13 protein-coding genes and 1 pseudogene are annotated in these 16,643 nt (G+C 63.5%); 9 read left to right on the forward strand and 5 right to left on the reverse strand.

The window, feature by feature from the left end:
* Positions 1–128 precede the first annotated feature (128 nt).
* Positions 129–563, reverse strand: coding sequence for a YkgJ family cysteine cluster protein (locus MF4836_RS04955; RefSeq protein ID WP_020299518.1), 435 nt, complete (start codon positions 561–563; stop codon positions 129–131).
* A gap of 237 nt (positions 564–800) precedes the next feature.
* Here MF4836_RS04955 and MF4836_RS04960 point away from each other — a divergent pair, with 237 nt between their 5' ends.
* The 5 genes from MF4836_RS04960 to MF4836_RS04980 all read left to right on the forward strand — a co-directional run bounded on the left by MF4836_RS04960 (position 801) and on the right by MF4836_RS04980 (position 10,237).
* The gene (locus MF4836_RS04960; RefSeq protein ID WP_078469408.1) at positions 801–3,251 is read left to right on the forward strand and encodes a glycogen/starch/alpha-glucan phosphorylase; all 2,451 of its coding nucleotides are present in this window, start codon (positions 801–803) and stop codon (positions 3,249–3,251) included.
* A 129-nt stretch (positions 3,252–3,380) separates the two neighbouring features.
* A complete protein-coding gene (locus MF4836_RS04965) occupies positions 3,381–7,025 on the forward strand; it encodes a DUF2339 domain-containing protein (RefSeq protein WP_078469409.1) in 3,645 nt (1,214 codons plus the stop codon).
* Positions 7,022–8,401 (forward strand): DUF3999 domain-containing protein, encoded by a 1,380-nt coding sequence (locus tag MF4836_RS04970; protein WP_078469410.1) that lies wholly within the window; start codon positions 7,022–7,024, stop codon positions 8,399–8,401. The genes MF4836_RS04965 and MF4836_RS04970 overlap by 4 nt, the downstream gene beginning before the upstream one ends.
* 218 nt (positions 8,402–8,619) lie before the next feature.
* A complete protein-coding gene (locus MF4836_RS04975) occupies positions 8,620–9,630 on the forward strand; it encodes a class 1 fructose-bisphosphatase (RefSeq protein ID WP_020299514.1) in 1,011 nt (336 codons plus the stop codon).
* Between the two features lie 4 nt (positions 9,631–9,634).
* On the forward strand, positions 9,635–10,237 hold the full coding sequence (locus MF4836_RS04980) for a DUF924 family protein (protein WP_078469411.1): 603 nt from the start codon (positions 9,635–9,637) through the stop codon (positions 10,235–10,237).
* A 159-nt stretch (positions 10,238–10,396) separates the two neighbouring features.
* Here the strand turns inward: MF4836_RS04980 and MF4836_RS36060 are convergent, their stop codons facing one another.
* From MF4836_RS36060 to MF4836_RS34880, 3 genes and pseudogenes are all read right to left on the reverse strand, one after another.
* Positions 10,397–11,161: a methyl-accepting chemotaxis protein gene (locus MF4836_RS36060; protein ID WP_421548313.1), complete on the reverse strand. Its 765-nt coding sequence runs from the start codon at positions 11,159–11,161 to the stop codon at positions 10,397–10,399.
* 93 nt (positions 11,162–11,254) lie between these two features.
* Positions 11,255–12,289 (reverse strand): annotated as a pseudogene (locus tag MF4836_RS36065) (HAMP domain-containing protein); the annotation flags it as partial.
* A gap of 25 nt (positions 12,290–12,314) precedes the next feature.
* Entirely contained in the window at positions 12,315–12,542 is a 228-nt protein-coding gene (locus MF4836_RS34880) for a hypothetical protein (RefSeq protein ID WP_153050192.1), read from the reverse strand.
* 29 nt (positions 12,543–12,571) lie between these two features.
* Between MF4836_RS34880 and MF4836_RS04990 the strand changes: the two genes are divergently transcribed.
* The gene (locus tag MF4836_RS04990) at positions 12,572–12,826 is read left to right on the forward strand and encodes a lipoprotein (RefSeq protein WP_020299511.1); all 255 of its coding nucleotides are present in this window, start codon (positions 12,572–12,574) and stop codon (positions 12,824–12,826) included.
* Between the two features lie 31 nt (positions 12,827–12,857).
* Entirely contained in the window at positions 12,858–13,427 is a 570-nt protein-coding gene (locus tag MF4836_RS04995) for a lipocalin family protein (RefSeq protein ID WP_078469413.1), read from the forward strand.
* Between the two features lie 132 nt (positions 13,428–13,559).
* On the opposite strand, the gene MF4836_RS05000 is transcribed toward MF4836_RS04995, so the two are convergent.
* Positions 13,560–14,924: a formimidoylglutamate deiminase gene (locus MF4836_RS05000; protein WP_078469414.1), complete on the reverse strand. Its 1,365-nt coding sequence runs from the start codon at positions 14,922–14,924 to the stop codon at positions 13,560–13,562.
* A 187-nt stretch (positions 14,925–15,111) separates the two neighbouring features.
* Here MF4836_RS05000 and hutC point away from each other — a divergent pair, with 187 nt between their 5' ends.
* On the forward strand, positions 15,112–15,780 hold the full coding sequence (gene hutC / locus MF4836_RS05005; RefSeq protein WP_238596131.1) for a histidine utilization repressor: 669 nt from the start codon (positions 15,112–15,114) through the stop codon (positions 15,778–15,780).
* Entirely contained in the window at positions 15,777–16,349 is a 573-nt protein-coding gene (locus MF4836_RS05010) for a HutD/Ves family protein (RefSeq protein ID WP_078469415.1), read from the forward strand. Before hutC ends, MF4836_RS05010 begins: the two co-directional genes overlap by 4 nt.
* The last annotated feature ends 294 nt before the right edge of the window (positions 16,350–16,643 follow it).

Consider the following 16,643-nt stretch of genomic DNA (forward strand, 5'->3'; position numbering starts at 1 on the left):
CTTGCTCCCGTTGGGCTGCGCAGCAGCCCTAAAGCAAATCGACCGATCTACCTGAAAGACCGCGCCAGCCTTATTGGGGGCGCTTCGCAAGCCAGCGGGAGCAAGCTCCCTCGCCACAGATAGGCTGTTTAAAACTTCTCGAGGGTGCGCAGCTTGGTTTCGCGCACCACTTCCTTGGGCTTGTAGGCGCAGTAGCCTGGGCGCGGCCCGATTTTCGGGTGGTTGCGACAGGTGTCGGGGCGCTTGTCATAAATAGTGCAGAAGCGGCTTTTACGATCCAGGTACAGGCAGTCGTCGTTGCTCATGCGTTGCAGGGTGAAGATCTCGGACTTGGCGTTGAAGCGCTCGACGATGCCTTCTTTCTGCAAACGCTTGGCGATGTTCTTCGGCGGATCGCCACGCTCGAACTCATCGACGATACCGATGCGGATCAGGTCCTTGATCTTCACCTCGACCGGCAGGGTGCAGCAGCTCGACACACAGCCGCCGCACATATGGCTCGAGTATTTCTGCCAGGTCTCGAGACGGTCGAGTTCCGCGGCGGCGATCAGTTGAGGCTTCATCAGGTTTCCAAGAGGGGGCTTTATCCGGGCGCGCGATCATACCGGGATTGGTGGTTTTTTGAACAATATTTTGCAGCTTTCAGCTCGAAGGCTGCTTTGGCGAATAAACGGGCACGGCCCCTGCATCTAATTAGCGCAAAGGTGAATGAGTTTAAAAACTGCCGAACCAGAGCGTCTACCGTCTGTCAGACCGTCTAGGCTCTAGCAACTCCTTCTATCTCGCCCGAGGTCGCATCGATGTCTCAGGAACCGCTTGTACGAGAAGCAGAGGTAGCCGCATTCCGCGATGCCGTCTTGACCAAACTCACCTACGCGGTGGGCAAGGACCCGGATCACGCTTTTGACCATGACTGGTTCGAAGCCATTGCCCTGGCGGCGCGTGATCATATGGTCGAACACTGGATGGACCACACCCGGCAGATCTACCGCAAGGGTCAGAAGCGGGTGTACTACCTGTCCCTGGAATTCCTTATCGGCCGCCTGCTGTATGACAGCCTGAGCAATCTGGGGCTGCTGGACGTGGCGCGTGATGCCCTCACCGAACTGGGCGTCGACCTGGAACGCATTCGCCTGCTGGAGCCGGATGCGGCCCTGGGCAACGGTGGCCTGGGGCGCCTGGCGGCGTGCTTCATGGAAAGCATGTCGACCCTGGGCATCGCCGGCCATGGCTACGGCATTCGTTATGAGCACGGGCTGTTCCGCCAGGCCATCGTCGATGGCTGGCAGCAGGAACAGACCGAGCACTGGCTGGATTTCGGCAACCCCTGGGAGTTCGAGCGTGCCGAGGTGATCTACCCGATCGGCTTTGGCGGCGGAGTCGAAACCCTGCTCGATGCCAGCGGCAAATCGATCCAGGTCTGGACCCCCAGTGAAACCGTGCGCGCGGTGGCCTATGACACGCCGGTAGTGGGCTGGCGCGGTGCCAGCGTGAATACCCTGCGCCTGTGGCGTGCGCGGGCGGTGGAAGACTTGCACCTGGAACGCTTCAACGCCGGCGACCACTTGGGCGCGGTGGCGGAGGTCGCCCGGGCAGAAAGCATCTCCCGTGTGCTGTACCCGGCCGACAGCACCGAAGCGGGGCAGGAACTGCGCCTGCGCCAGGAATATTTCTTTGTCTCGGCCTCGCTGCAAGACCTGCTGCGTCGCCACAAAAACATGCACGGCTCGGTGCTCAGCCTGGGCGAGCATGCGGCAATCCAGCTCAACGACACCCACCCCTCGATCGCCGTGGCCGAGCTGATGCGACAGCTGGTCGACCTGCACGACATCGCCTGGGATGCGGCCTGGCAAGTCACCGTGGAAACCCTGGCCTACACCAACCACACCTTGCTCCCCGAAGCCCTGGAAACCTGGCCGGTCGGCCTGATGGAACGCATGTTGCCGCGGCATATGCAGATCATTTACCTGATCAACGCCCAGCACATCGATTCGCTGCGGGCCAAGGGCATCCATGACTTCGACGTGCTGCGCGCGGTGTCGCTGATCGAGGAAGACAATGGCCGTCGGGTACGCATGGGCAACCTGGCGTTTCTCGGCTCCCACAGCGTCAACGGCGTGTCCGGGCTGCACACCCAACTGATGCGCAGCACGGTGTTTTCGGAGCTGCACAAGCTGTATCCGGAACGTATCAACAACAAGACCAACGGCATCACCTTCCGCCGCTGGCTGTACCAGGCCAATGCCCAACTGACGGCGATGATGGTCGAGGCGGTCGGCCCCGAGTTGCTGGACAACCCCGAAGAGCTGCTGCTGAAGCTGGAGCCCTTTGCCGAAAAACCCGGGTTCCGCAAACAGTTCGCCGAGCAGCGCCTGCACAGCAAGCGCGCCCTGGCGGCGATCATTCATGAGCGCCTGGGGATTTCGGTCAACCCGGCGGCCATGTTCGATGTGCAGGTCAAGCGCATCCACGAGTACAAGCGCCAGTTGCTCAACCTGCTGCACACCGTGGCGCTGTACCAGGCGATCCGCGCCGAGCCGGAAACCGACTGGGTGCCGCGGGTGAAGATCTTCGCCGGCAAGGCCGCCGCCAGTTATCACCAGGCCAAGCTGATCATCAAGCTGACCAACGACATCGCGCGCACGGTCAACAACGACCCCACCGTGCGTGGCCTGCTCAAGGTGGTATTCCTGCCCAACTACAACGTCAGCCTGGCGGAAAGCATCATCCCGGCGGCCGACCTCTCGGAGCAGATCTCCACTGCGGGCTTCGAGGCTTCGGGCACCAGCAACATGAAGTTCGGCCTGAACGGCGCGCTGACCATCGGCACCCTGGACGGCGCCAACGTCGAGATGTGCGAGCGCGTGGGCGCCGATCACATGTTTATCTTCGGCCTCACTGCTCAGCAGGTGGAAGCCCGCAAGCGTAACGGCGAGTTCAGCGCGGCGCCGGATATCGCCGCCTCCCACCGGCTCAACGATGTGTTGCAGGCCATCCGTGGCGGGGTGTTTTCGCCGGACGATCCGTCGCGCTACACCGGGCTTATCGATTCACTGATTGACTACGACCGCTTCCTGGTCTGTGCCGACTTCGATTCTTACTGGGCCGCTCAGGCCCGGGTCGAAGAGCGCTGGCACGATTCCAAGGAATGGTGGCGTTCGGCAGTGCTCAACAGTGCGCGGATGGGCTGGTTCTCTTCGGACCGAACCATTCGCGAGTACGCCACGGAAATCTGGAAGGCTCTGGAGTAACCGCTTTCAGAGAATTCTAGAAATGCGCACAAGGCCCAACGTTTGTTGGGCCTTGTCGATATACTGGGCGCCAGTTTTTTCTGCGGCTGCTGGCGGCAGGATCTGATTCGGTGCTTAGGGATATCGACCATGCAATGGATTTTCATGCTGATAGGGCTGGTGCTGGGCTGGGTGCTCGATGAGTCCTTCAGCGACGCACTGATCGGCGCGCTGCTGGGCCTGGGCATTGGCCTGGCGGTCCGGGTGGGTGGCCTGAGTGCCCAGGCCCGCGAGCTGCACCGCGAGCTGCAGCAGGCCAAAACCGCGCTGGCAGCCCTCGGCCAGCGTCTGTCCTCCCTTGAGCGCAGTGGCGTCAGCACGCCTGAGCCGGCCCCGGCCAGCGAAGCGCCCAGCGTCCACCCGGCGCCCACGCCGGAACCTGCGCTGCCGATTCTGCTGGCCCAGGCTGCAAAACCTCAGCCGCCACCGGTTGTCGAGCCTGCGCCCGGGGAATTGGTCTGGGAACTGCCGCCCACACTGCAACCGAGCCCGGCAACCACTCGCGAATTCAGCCAGGCCCCGCCGGCCGACGTTCTGCGCCAGGCGCAGCCTGCGCGCCAGCCGATAGCGCCAGCGGCCCCCGCCGAACCCTTGGAACCCAACCTGATCGAACGCGCCATCAGCGGCGCGCGCGCTTGGCTGTTTGGCGGCAACACTGTGCTGCGGGTGGGTGTGCTGCTGTTGTTCCTCGGCCTGGCCTTCCTGTTGCGCTATGCCACCGAAGGCATGGTGGTGCCGATTGAATTGCGTTACGCCGGGGTTGCCGCCAGCGCCCTGGGGTTGCTGGGCCTGGGCTGGTGGCTGCGGCTGCGCAACAGCAACTACGGGCTGATGCTGCAAGGCACGGGGATCGGCGTGCTGTACCTGACGGTCTTTGCGGCCATGCGCCTGCACCCGCTGCTCGACCCATCGGCAGCCCTGGGACTGTTGGTGGCGGTCACACTGTTCTCGGCGATCCTGGCTGTGACCCAGGATGCCCTGGGCCTGGCCGCCGCCGCTGCCCTGGGCGGCTTTGCCGCGCCGATCCTGACCTCCACCGGAGCCGGCAGCCACGTCGCTTTATTCAGCTACTTCGCCCTGCTCAATGCCGGGATCCTCGCCATCGCCTGGTTCAAGGCCTGGCGCCTGCTGAACCTGATCGGTTTTGTCGGCACCTTCGGCATCGGTTTCGCCTGGGGCCTGCGCTCCTACGAGCCGCAGCTGTTGTGGAGCACCGAGCCGTTCCTGGTGGTGTTCTTCCTGATGTACCTGGCGATCGGCCTGCTGTTCGCCCGGCGCACACTCATGGACCTGCCCGATGCGCCGCAAGACGCCAGCCGCGAGGCACTGCTGCGCTGGTCGGCGCGCAAGGGCGACTACGTCGACGGCAGCATGCTGTTCGGCCCGCCGCTGGTAGGCTTCGGCCTGCAGTTCGCGCTGGTGCAGCACCTGGAGTTCGGCGCGGCGTTCAGTGCCCTGGCGCTGGGCATCATCTATATGGGCCTGGCGCGAGTGCTGAGCGGCGGCCGCGCCTTGCTGCTGGGCGAGACCTGCCTGGCCCTGGGTGTGATTTTCGCCAGCCTGGCGATTCCCCTGGGCCTGGACGCACGCTGGACCAGCGCCGCCTGGGCGGTCGAAGGCGCGGGGATCTTCTGGCTCGGCTTGCGCCAGCAACGGCCATTGGCCCGGGCATTTGCCTTGTTGCTGCAACTGGGCGCGGCGGTGGCCTTCCTCGGCGAATTGCGCCCTGGCAGCAACAGCCTGCTGGATGGCGCGCCCCTGGGAGCGCTGTTGTTGGGTGCTGCGCTGCTGTTCAGCTTTTATCAACTGCGCAAGGCCCAACCGCAGCAGGTGTCGAGTTGGGAGCAAGGGTTGTTGTCGATTCTGGCCTGCCTGGGCTTGAGTTTCCTGTACCTGTTGGCGCCGTTGTTCTTCTTCACCCACGGCACCGCCATCGGTTGGGCCCTGGCCGGTTTGGCGACGCTGTTTGTCGGCCTGCGCCTGCAATCGCGGACCTTCCTGTTCACGGCCTTTGCCGTGCAGCTGTTGGGCGGTGCGTTGTTTCTGTTGCGTCTCCAGGGCGCCGAAGGCGATTCCACGGCAGTGTTCAGCGCCGGCTGGAATGGCCTGCTCAGCGCCTCGCTGATTGGCCTGGCGCTGATCGGCGGCATGTTGCTGGCTGCCCGGGACGACATGGTGCGCAACGATGTGCGCTTGCTGCGCGGGTTGTCGGTGGTGCTGCTGGCCGGCTTGATGATGATCAACCTGGCGGTGCTGTTTGTCCTGCCGTGGTCCATCGCCAGCGGGGTGTGGGCGGCCAGTGGCCTGTTGATCATCTGGCTGAGCCTGTATTTGCAGCAGCGCGCCAGTTTCGTTTTCGGTTTGCTGTTGCAGGTGATCGGCGGCAGCGCCTTCCTGCTGGCCGGTGCCGACTGGTTCGGCCCGCTGCTCAGCGAAGGCCTGCGGCCGTTGGCCAACGCTGACTTCTGCACGCCGATGGTGCTGGCCCTGGCCGCGCTGGTCGGCGCCTGGCGCCTGCAACGCGGCAGTCATGGCCCGGTGTTCGACGCCTTGAAGCTGGGACACCTGTCGGATCTGTTGCTGGCCTGGGGCGCCTGCTGGTGGAGTTTTGCCCTGGTCCGGGAAGTGCTGCGCTTTGCCCCTGTGCACCTGCAAGGCAGCCTGTTGCTGGCGATTGCCGCGCTCAGTGTGCTGCTCTGGGCCTGGCTGGCACTGCGCCTGAAGTGGGCCTCGCTGGGCCTGCTGTGCAGCCTGTTGATGCCGGTGGCTGCGCTGGTGCTGATCGCCTCCTGGCATTCGCGTTACCACCCGGCCGCGAGTGTTGGCTGGCTGGCCTGGACGCTGGTGTTCGCGGTGCATTTCTTCAGCCTGCGGCGCCTGGCGTCGATGCTGCCGGCGCGGCTGCAAAGCGCTGCCCATGTGCTCGGCTGCTGGTTGCTGATCGGCGTGCTGGCCCTGGAGCTGCGCTACGGCCTGCTGCTGTTGTCCGAGCAGTACAACGCCTGGCGCTGGTTGGGCTGGGCGATTCTGCCGAGCCTGTACCTGGTGCTGATGGCCGCGCCACGGGCCTGGCCATGGCCGGTGGCGGCCCATGCCCGCGAGTATCGGCTGTACGCGGCATTGCCCCTGGCGGTGTTGATGCTGGGCTGGTTCTGGCTGGCGAACATCGCCAGCGACGGCAGCGCCGAGCCTCTGCCGTACCTGCCATTGCTCAACCCGCTGGAACTGGGGCTGCTGTTTGCCTTGTTCGGGGTTTATATGTGGTCGCGCAGCGCGGTGGAGCAATGGGCGATCCGTGTCGACTACGCCGAGCGCGGCACCCAGGCCGTGGCGGGGATTTCGCTGTTCGCGTTCTTCACCGCACTGGTGATGCGTACCGCGCACCATTGGAGCGGGGTGCCGTACGAGCTCGATGCGTTGCTCGGCTCGATGCGGGTGCAGGCCGGGTTGTCCATCGTCTGGACCCTGATTGCCCTGGGGCTGATGATCGGCGGCCACCTGCGCCATCGCCGCGAGGTCTGGCTGGTGGGGGCGGGGTTGATCGCCCTGGTGGTCGCCAAGCTGTTCTTCGTCGAATTGAGCAACCGTGGCGGGCTGGCGCGGATCGTGTCGTTTATCGGCGTTGGGGTGTTGCTGCTGGTGGTCGGCTATTTCGCCCCGCTGCCGCCCAAGCGCGTCGAGGCAGAGCCGGATCAACCCCGGCCAGAGCCTGAAACCGAAGGAGTGTCGTCTTGAAGCAGAACCTGAACCTGGGGTGGCTGGGGGCACTGGGCCTATGTGTGGCGCTGTCGGCCACGGCCCAGGAAAAACCTGCGGACTTCAAGTCCCAGTTGCCGCTGAGCCTGAGTGGCGAGGGCCCCTGGTACCGCCTGGAACTGCCGCTGGCGGCGCAGCTCAATGCCAGCCAGAGCGATCTGGGTGATATCCGCGTGTTCAACGCTGCCGGCGAACCCCAGGCCTATGCCCTGGCCCGCGAACAGGCCGAAACCCGAGAACAGCGCAGCCTGACCGAGGTCAAGTGGTTCCCGCTTTACAGCTCGGCGGATGCCAGCGAAGCGGCGCCGAGCGTGCGCGTGCAGTCGAGCGCCAGCGGGACCCTGGTCGAGGTGCAGCCGTCCAGCCAGCTCGAGGCCGGTGAAGAGGTGCTGCGGGGGTGGTTGCTGGACGCCAGCGCGATCAAGGCGCCCTTGCAGCAACTGGTGCTCGACTGGACCAGCGAGCGCGATGGTTTCCAGCGTTTCAGCATCGAGGCCAGCGACGACCTGCAACATTGGCAGGCCTGGGGAGAGGGGCAGGTGGCGCGGCTGTCGTTTGCCGATGAGCGTATCGAGCAGCATGAAGTCGGCTTGCCCGGGCAGTCGGCGCGTTACCTGCGCCTGCTGTGGAGCGCCCCGCAATCGGCGCCGATCCTGACCTCGGCGCAACTGCAAAGCACCAGCACCAGCAGCCTGCCGTTGCCCCTGCTGTGGTCGCAGCCGCTGGCCGGCAGCAGCCCCAAGGCCGGGGAATACATCTGGCAGTTGCCGACGGGGTTGAATGTCGAGCGCCTGCAGGTCGAGCTGAGCCAGCCCAACAGCCTGGCACCGGTGACCCTGTACGGCCGCCGCGACAACAACCAACCCTGGCAGCCGCTGACCAGTGGCTTGCTCTATCGCCTGACCCAGAATGGCCAGGACGTGGTGCAGAACGATCTGCAACTGACCGGGCGTAACGTGCAGCAACTGAGGTTGACGGTGGACGAGCGCGGCGGTGGCCTGGGTGCCGAGGCCCCGGCCTTGAAGGTTGCCGTGCGTGCCACGCAACTGGTGTTCCTGGCCCGTGGCGCCGGCCCCTACACCCTGGCGCTGGGCAACCCCACGGTCGCAGCGGCGAACCTGCCATTGGCCACCCTGATCCCTGACTACAGCCCGCAACGCCTCAAGGCCCTGGGCCAGGCCCGGGTCGATGGCGCGCTGCAGCTGGCTGCGTCCACCGCCACCCCCTCGGTCGCCCCGCAAGCGAGCGGGCCGGACTGGAAGAAAATCGCCCTGTGGGCAGTCTTGCTGCTCGGGGTACTGGCCCTGGGCGCCATGGCCTTCAGCCTGTTGCGCAAACCCGCAGCGAAAACCTGATCGTCGCTGACATCACCGGCGGTGGCCAGGGCGCCTGCTCTTGCGCCACCGCCGATTGGCGGGGCCGCCGGGGATGTCAGTCATAAAGGCTGTTTTGTAGCTACGCTGAAAGCGGTCCATGAACTCTATTGGGCAGTTCCCTGTCTGACAGGAGGAAATGCGCCTCGACTCGCGTTAAACTGCGCGGGTTTTTAGTCCCCCATCCTCCGGAGCCTTCCATGTCCCGCGTTACCCTGAGTCGCTATTTGATTGAGCAGACCCGCAGCAACAACACTCCTGCCGATCTGCGCTTCCTGATCGAAGTGGTGGCGCGTGCTTGCAAGGAAATCAGCCACGCTGTCTCCAAAGGCGCCCTGGGCGGTGTTCTGGGCAGCATGGGCACCGAAAACGTACAGGGCGAAGTGCAGAAGAAGCTCGACGTGATCTCCAACGAGATCCTGCTCGAAGCCAACGAATGGGGCGGTCACCTGGCCGGCATGGCGTCCGAGGAAATGGACAATGCCTACCAGATTCCCGGCAAATACCCGAAAGGTGCCTACCTGCTGGTATTCGACCCATTGGACGGTTCGTCGAACATCGACATCAACGTCTCGGTCGGCACCATCTTCTCGGTACTGCGTTGCCCTAACGAGCACCTGAGCCAGAACGAAGCCCTGAGCGAAAAAGCCTTCCTGCAACCGGGCACCCAACAAGTGGCTGCCGGTTACGCGATCTACGGCCCGCAGACCATGCTGGTGCTGACCCTGGGCGACGGCGTCAAAGGTTTCACCCTGGACCGTGAAATGGGCAGCTTCGTCCTGACCCACGAAAACATGACCATCCCGGCATCGACCCAGGAATTTGCCATCAACATGTCCAACCAGCGTCACTGGGAAGCCCCGGTACAGCGCTACGTGAGCGAGTTGCTGGAAGGCGAGACCGGCCCGCTGAAGAAAGACTTCAACATGCGCTGGATCGCCGCGATGGTGGCCGACGTGCACCGCATCCTGACCCGTGGCGGTCTGTTCATGTACCCGCGTGATGCTCGCGACCCGTCCAAGCCAGGCAAATTGCGCCTGATGTACGAAGCCAACCCGATGTCGTTCCTGGTGGAACAGGCGGGCGGCGTTTCCACTGACGGTCACCAGCGTATCCTCGACATCCAGCCTGAAGGCCTGCACCAGCGTGTGGCGGTGTTCCTGGGTTCGAAGGAAGAAGTTGACCGCGTGACCGCGTACCACAAGGAATAACCCCATGGCCCAGCCCTGGCAGCCCCTGCTCGATTGGTGGTTCGGCTCAGCCGAAAAGCCGGCCGAGATTGTGGCGGACAAGGGCGGGCTGTGGTTCGGCAAGCGTGATAGCCAGGACCTTGAAGCGCGCGAGCGCTTCGGGGCCCAGGTCGAACAGGCACTGGCCGGCGGATTGACCGAATGGGCGCAAGGCCCACACGGTTGGCTGGCCCTGGTGTTGTTGCTCGATCAACTGCCACGGATGATCTTTCGCGAAACCCCCAAGGCCTTCAGCGGTGACCTGCGTGCGCAAGCACTGGTGGCCCAGGGCATCGCCGCGGATTTTGACCGGCAACTGCCGCCCATGCAGCGCTCGTTCATCTACCTGGTGTTCGAGCATTGCGAAAACCTGGCGGTGCAGAACGAAGGCGTATCGCGCTTTGCTGCGTTGCATGACCAACAGCCTGCGGAGGATCGTCCGGTATTTGCCGACCACCTGGATTACGCCGAACGGCACCAGAAGGTCATCGCCCGCTTTGGCCGCTTCCCTCACCGCAATGCCATCCTCGGCCGTGAATCCACCGCTGAAGAACTTACCTTCCTGAGCCAGCCTGGCTCGCGTTTTTAAGCTGCGTTCGACCCTGTCGTCGAGGTACACCCGTGTCAGTTGCGTGGGTATAGACCCAGCGCCCGAATGGCGGCTACAGGCTTTGTAGCCGCTGCCGAAGGCTGCGCTGGCCCCCACGACCGCTGACGTATTCCCGGATGCCCCCCAGCGGCTACGGACTCAGATCCGGAAACTACCCACCAACTGCTTCAGGCGTGCCGCCTGCTGTTCCAGGTCGGCGCAGGCGCGCAGGGTGGATTGCAGGTTTTCCACGCCTTCCTGGTTCAGGGTGTTGATCTCGGTGATATCGACATTGATCGACTCGACCACCGCGGTCTGCTCCTCGGTGGCGGTGGCCACCGACTGGTTCATGCCGTCGATCTCGCCGATGCGCTGGGTCACGCTGCCCAGGCGCTCGCCGGCCTGGTTGGCGATGCCCACGCTGCTTTCGCTCTCGCGCTGGCTTTCGGTCATGGTGCTCACCGCCTGGCGCGCGCCCACTTGCAGCTCCTCGATCATCTTCTGCACTTGCTGCGCCGAATCCTGGGTCCGGTGGGCCAGGTTGCGCACCTCATCGGCCACCACCGCAAATCCACGCCCGGCTTCACCGGCGCGGGCCGCTTCAATGGCCGCGTTCAGGGCCAGCAGGTTGGTTTGCTGGGAGATGCTGGTGATCACTTCGAGGATCTGCCCGATGTTCACCGTGTTGCTGTTCAGGGTTTCGATATTGCCGCAGGAGTCGCTGATCTTGGCCGACAGCTGGTGCATCGCGGCGATGGTCTGATCCACCACCTGTTGGCCTTCGGCGGCCAGGTTGCGCGCGTCGCTGGAATGCTGCGAGGCGAGGGCGGCGTTCTGGGCGATTTCCTGGGCCGCGGCCCCCAATTCGTTGATCGCTGCGGCCACGCTGCTGGTGCGCGAGGCCTGCTGGTCGGAGTTGAACATCGACGAGTTGGAGGCCGCGACCACTCGCAGCGCCACTTCATTGACCTGGCCGGTGGCCGAGGACACCTCGGTGATCGAGGTGTGGATGCGCTCGACAAACCGGTTGAACGACAGGCCCAGGGTGCCGAACTCATCGTGGCCGTGGATGCTCAGGCGCTTGGTCAGGTCGCCTTCGCCTTCGGCGATGTCATGCATGGCGCGGCCCATCAGGTGCAGCGGTTGCATCAGTACCCGGATCAGCATGCCGAGCAGGGCGATAATGATCACCACCGCGATAAACATGGCAATGATCGCCGAGGTGCGAAACTCGCTGAGCATGGCGAACGCGGTGTCCTGATCCAGCACCAGCGCCACGTACCAGTCGGCCGAGGGCACGCCGTTGACGTGGGTGAAGGAGATGAATTGGCGTTTGCCGTTCACGTCCACTTCTTTCAGGCCCGGGCTGATGCCGGGTGCGCCGTTGGGGTAGGCCTCGCCCAGGCTTTTGAGCACCAATTTGCTGTCCGGGTGGATCAGGATCTTGCCGTCGGCACTGACGATAAACGCGTGGCCATGGCCGCCGAAGTTCAGCGAGTTGATGATAGCGCTGACACTGGAGAGGTCGATGTCGGCGCCGGCCACGCCGATAAACTGGTTCTGGTGCTGCACCGGTGTGGCGACGGTGATCACCAGCTTGCCGGAGGACGCGGCGATGTACGGCTCGGTGACGATGGTCCGGCCGGCGCTGTTGGCCGCCTTGAACCAGCCCCGGGCGCGCGGGTCGTAGTCGGCGGCCCGGTTGCCGGCTGGCACCGAGAACATCACCCCGTCCTGGCCGCCAAAATAGCTGAGTTGGAAGTTGCTGGCGTAAGCCGGCAGGCCGACGCTGCGTTGCAGGCTGTCGCCACCGTTGCCATCCACGGCGATCTGCTGGGCCAGGGATTGCAGGAGCTGGATGCGGCTTTCGAGCCAGGTCTGAATGTTGCTGGTGGTCAGGCTGCCGAGTTCCTGCATGGAAGATTCGGTGCTGCTGCGCAGGGCTGCGCGCTGACGGTAGTCGTTGAACAGGATGAAACAGGCGAACGCCACGGCGACCACAAGGGCGGCGGCGAGCAGGATCTTGTGGCTGAACTTCATGTTTCTGGTCATTAAATGAACTACCGCGAGAGGCTGGTCAACGAGGGTGCGCTAATTTGCCACAGTGGAGGGCTTTTCGCTGCCTATATGTCGACTTGCCAGCGTCAAAACTGAAGCGAGTTTCGGCAAAGCCGACGAAATGCTTTCGGCTTTGGGAAAGTGCCTGATTTGTGACGCAAATCGTGTTTTTTGCCGGTAATAAATACCCGCCGTCATGGGGAACCAGATCGGGGTTTTCTCTTCTAAGCTTCTGGTTGGCAGCCATGCCTTCCCCCTTCCGTCCAGGAGTTCACCATGTCGCTGCGTTCCCTCGCTCTGTTGTCGTTCTGCGTGCTGCTGGCAGCCTGCAGCAAGGTCAATCAGGAAAACTATTCCAAGCTGTCGGCGGGCATGCCCAAGGCCGAGGTTGAAAACCTGCTCGGCAAACCGACCGATTGCTCCGGCGCCCTGGGCATGTCCAGCTGCACCTGGGGTGACAAGAACAGCTTTATCAGCGTGCAGTACGCCGGTGACAAAGTGCTGATGTTTTCCGGGCAAGGCCTGAAGTAAACCGGGGCCACGTGCCCGCGGGAGAAAAATAATGATGCGTTTGGTATTCACTCTTCTGGCCGGCCTGCTCTTGGCCGGCTGCGCCACGTCCCGGGACGATTCGCTGGCGCCCAAGACCGTTAGTCACGTCGACCTCAAGCGTTACCAAGGGACCTGGTACGAGCTGGCGCGACTGCCGATGTACTTCCAGCGCAATTGTGCGCAATCCGAAGCCCGTTACACCCTGTTGCCCGAAGGCAATGTGGCGGTGCTCAACCGCTGCCTGACGCCCGAGTGGAAGTGGGAAGAAGCGCGGGGCACGGCGACGCCGCAGGTACCGGGTAAAACCGACAAGCTGTGGGTCGAGTTCGACAACTGGTTTTCCCGGTTGCTACCCGGGGTCGCGAAGGGCGATTACTGGGTGCTTTACGTCAGCGACGACTACAAGACAGCCATTGTCGGCGACCCGAGCCGGCGTTACCTGTGGCTGCTGTCGCGCAAGCCGGAGGTCAGCGAGACGGTTCGTGAGGACTTGCTGAGCCGGGCACGCCAGCAGGGCTACGACACCACACGACTGATCTGGCGGGTGTCGGATTCGGTGATGGCGAAGAATTCCAAGTAACGCTGGGGGCGAGGGCGATTGGCAGGTGACTGTTGAATTGCCCGTTTGGCCTGAGTGGCCGCTGTGCGGCCAGGCGCGAGCAAGCTCCCGCGCCACAATGATCCCCCGCGCCGCAAGAGCGCGGGGCCGACCTCAGTTGAGCAGTTCGCGCAGGACCTGGGTGAAGGCGCGGTTGCTTTCTTCTTCCCCGGCATGGCGTCCGTTGCGCACCACCCACTGGCCGTTGACCAGCACATCGCGTACCTGACGATCGCCGCCGGCGAACAGCCAACGATTGAGAATGGCGTCGCCGTCGGCAGTGGCCAGGTACGGGTCGTTGCCGTCCAGCACCAGCCAGTCGGCACGCTTGCCCACTTCCAATGCCCCGATGGCTTGCCCTAGCGCCTCGGCGCCGCCATCCAGCGCGGCGTCATACAGGGTGCGCCCGACCATCGGCTGATCGGCGCCATACAAGCGGTTGCGCCGCTGGTCGCGCAGACGCTGGCCGTATTCCAGCCAGCGCAATTCCTCGACCACGCTCAGTGACACATGGCTGTCGGAACCGATGCCCACGCGCCCGCCCTGGGCCAGGAAGTCCACGGCAGGGAAGATCCCGTCCCCGAGGTTGGCTTCGGTGGTCAGGCACAGCCCGGCAATCGCCCGGCTCCTGGCCATCAGCGTGACTTCTTCCGGGTTGGCATGGGTGGCGTGGACCAGGCACCAGCGCTGATCGACCTCAGTGTTTTCATACAGCCATTGCAACGGCCGGCGCCCGCTCCAGGCCAGGCAGTCATCGACTTCCTTCTGCTGCTCGGCGATGTGGATATGCACCGGGCACTCTCGGTCGCTGGCGGCCAGGACCTCGCTGATTTGCTGCGGCGTGACCGCGCGCAAGGAGTGAAAGCACAATCCCAGTCGTTGCGCCGGCTGTGCGGCCAGCAGCGGTTGCAGGCGCGATTGCAGCTTGAGGTAGTTCTCGGTGCTGTTGATAAAGCGTCGCTGGCCTTCATTGGGTGCCTGGCCGCCGAAGCCCGAGTGGCTGTACAGCACGGGTAGCAGAGTCAGGCCGATGCCGGCAGAGCTGGCCGCCTGGCTGATACGCAGCGCCAGTTCGGCCGGGTCTGCATAGGGCTGGCCGGTGGTGTCGTGGTGCACGTAATGGAATTCGGCGACCGAGGTGTAGCCGGCCTTGAGCATTTCGATGTACAGCTGGCGCGCGATGACGTGCAGTTGCTCGGGGCTGATCTTGCCGACCAGGCGATACATCAGGTCGCGCCAGGTCCAGAAGCTGTCATTGGGGTTGCCGGCGACTTCCGCCAGGCCGGCCATCGCCCGCTGGAAGGCGTGGGAGTGCAGGTTGGGCATGCCTGGCAGCAGCGGGCCCTGGACCCGTTCGGCTCCTTGCGCATCGGCGTTGGCCTGGATGTGGGTCAGCAGGCCGTCGGCGCTGACCTCAAGACGTACATTGTTGGCCCATCCATTAGGCAGCAGCGCGCGTTCGGCAAAGAAGGCGGACATGGTTCAGCACCCCATCGTGTGTTATTTGTATATACATATACAGACGTTTGCCTGCTCGGTAAACTCCGGCAAGCTAGCCCCCTTTATTCACGAACAAGGATTCCCTGTGCCGATTCCGACTGCCAACTCCCCGCTGGCCGCCCACTTGGGCGATAGTCCGGCGCCCTTGTACGCCCGCGTCAAACAGATGATTACCCAGCAGATCGAGAGCGGAAACTGGCCGCCGCACTACCGCGTTCCGTCGGAAAGTGAACTGGTCAATCAGCTGGGTTTCAGCCGCATGACCATCAACCGTGCCCTGCGCGAAATGACTGCAGAGGGCATGCTGGTTCGGATGCAGGGCGTCGGCACCTTCGTCGCTGAACCCAAGAGCCAGTCGGCGCTGTTCGAAGTGCATAACATTGCCGACGAGATTGCCTCCCGTGGCCATCGCCACACCTGCAAGGTCATCACCTTGGGTGAAGAGGCCGCCGGCTCCGAACGCGCCGTGGCCCTGGACATGCGCGAAGGGCAGAAGGTGTTCCACTCGCTGATCGTGCATTTCGAAAACGATATTCCGGTACAAATCGAAGACCGCTTCGTCAACGCCCTGGTGGCGCCGGAGTACCTCAAGCAAGACTTCACCCTGCAAACCCCCTACGCCTACCTGAACCAGGTGGCCCCGCTGACCGAGGGCGAGCATGTGGTCGAGGCGATTCTGGCCGAGGCCGAGGAGTGCAGGCTGTTGCAGATCGAGCGCGGCGAGCCGTGCCTGCTGATCCGGCGCCGCACCTGGTCCGGTCGCCAGCCAGTGACCGCGGCGCGGTTGATCCACCCCGGCTCCCGTCATCGTCTGGAAGGACGCTTTCATAAATGACCCAGTTGAAACTTTTGCGCGCGACCGACTACCCGCGCATGCCGTGGAAGAACGGCGGTGGCAGTACCGAAGAAATCACCCGTGATGCCGGCGTTGGCCTGGAAGGGTTTGGCTGGCGCCTGTCGATTGCCGATATCGGTGAGTCCGGTGGTTTTTCCAGCTTTGCCGGCTACCAGCGGATCATCACCGTGCTGCAAGGCAGCGGCATGGCGCTGACGGTGGATGGCCACGAGACACGCCCGCTGCTGCCCCTCGACCCCTTCGCTTTCAGTGGCGCGAGCCAGGTGACCTGCAACCTGCTGGACGGTCCGATCCGCGACTTCAACCTGATCTACGCCGCCGACCGCTATAAAGCGCGCCTGCAATGGCTCGAAGGCGAGCAGCGTTTCTTCAGCCAGGCCAGCACCCTGCTGGTGTTCAGCGTGGCTGAGCAGTTGCAGGTCACGATCAATGACGGCGCGTTGCAGGAGCTGGGTTGCCACGATTGCCTGCAACTGGACGGCAATGTCTCATTGCTGGAGGTCGCCATCGGCGGCCGCTGCTGCGTAATCGAACTCACCCACCTCTAAAAACCGTAGCCCTGCAGCGCTACAGATTTTGTGGGATTGGCGTTTCCCAATCGCGCACCAGTTTGTTACCGAACGCCCCAGCGTGGCGCAAAACCACGCTTTGGTAACAGCCGTTACCACCCTCGAATAATCCCGCGAAAAAAATCACCTCTGCGCAAAGCCTTTATTTTCAAGGCGTGCACGCCTGCATCGAATTTTCTTCGGTAGTCGTTTCCCGAGTTGGCCGCTTGATTGCATATGCTTGTATGTACAAGTAAAGATGTGTGCGTAAGAGTGAGGTGATTTCCTCTTCGC

The organism is Pseudomonas sp. MF4836 (assembly GCF_002018875.1).
In the GTDB taxonomy this organism is placed as follows: Bacteria; Pseudomonadota; Gammaproteobacteria; order Pseudomonadales; family Pseudomonadaceae; genus Aquipseudomonas.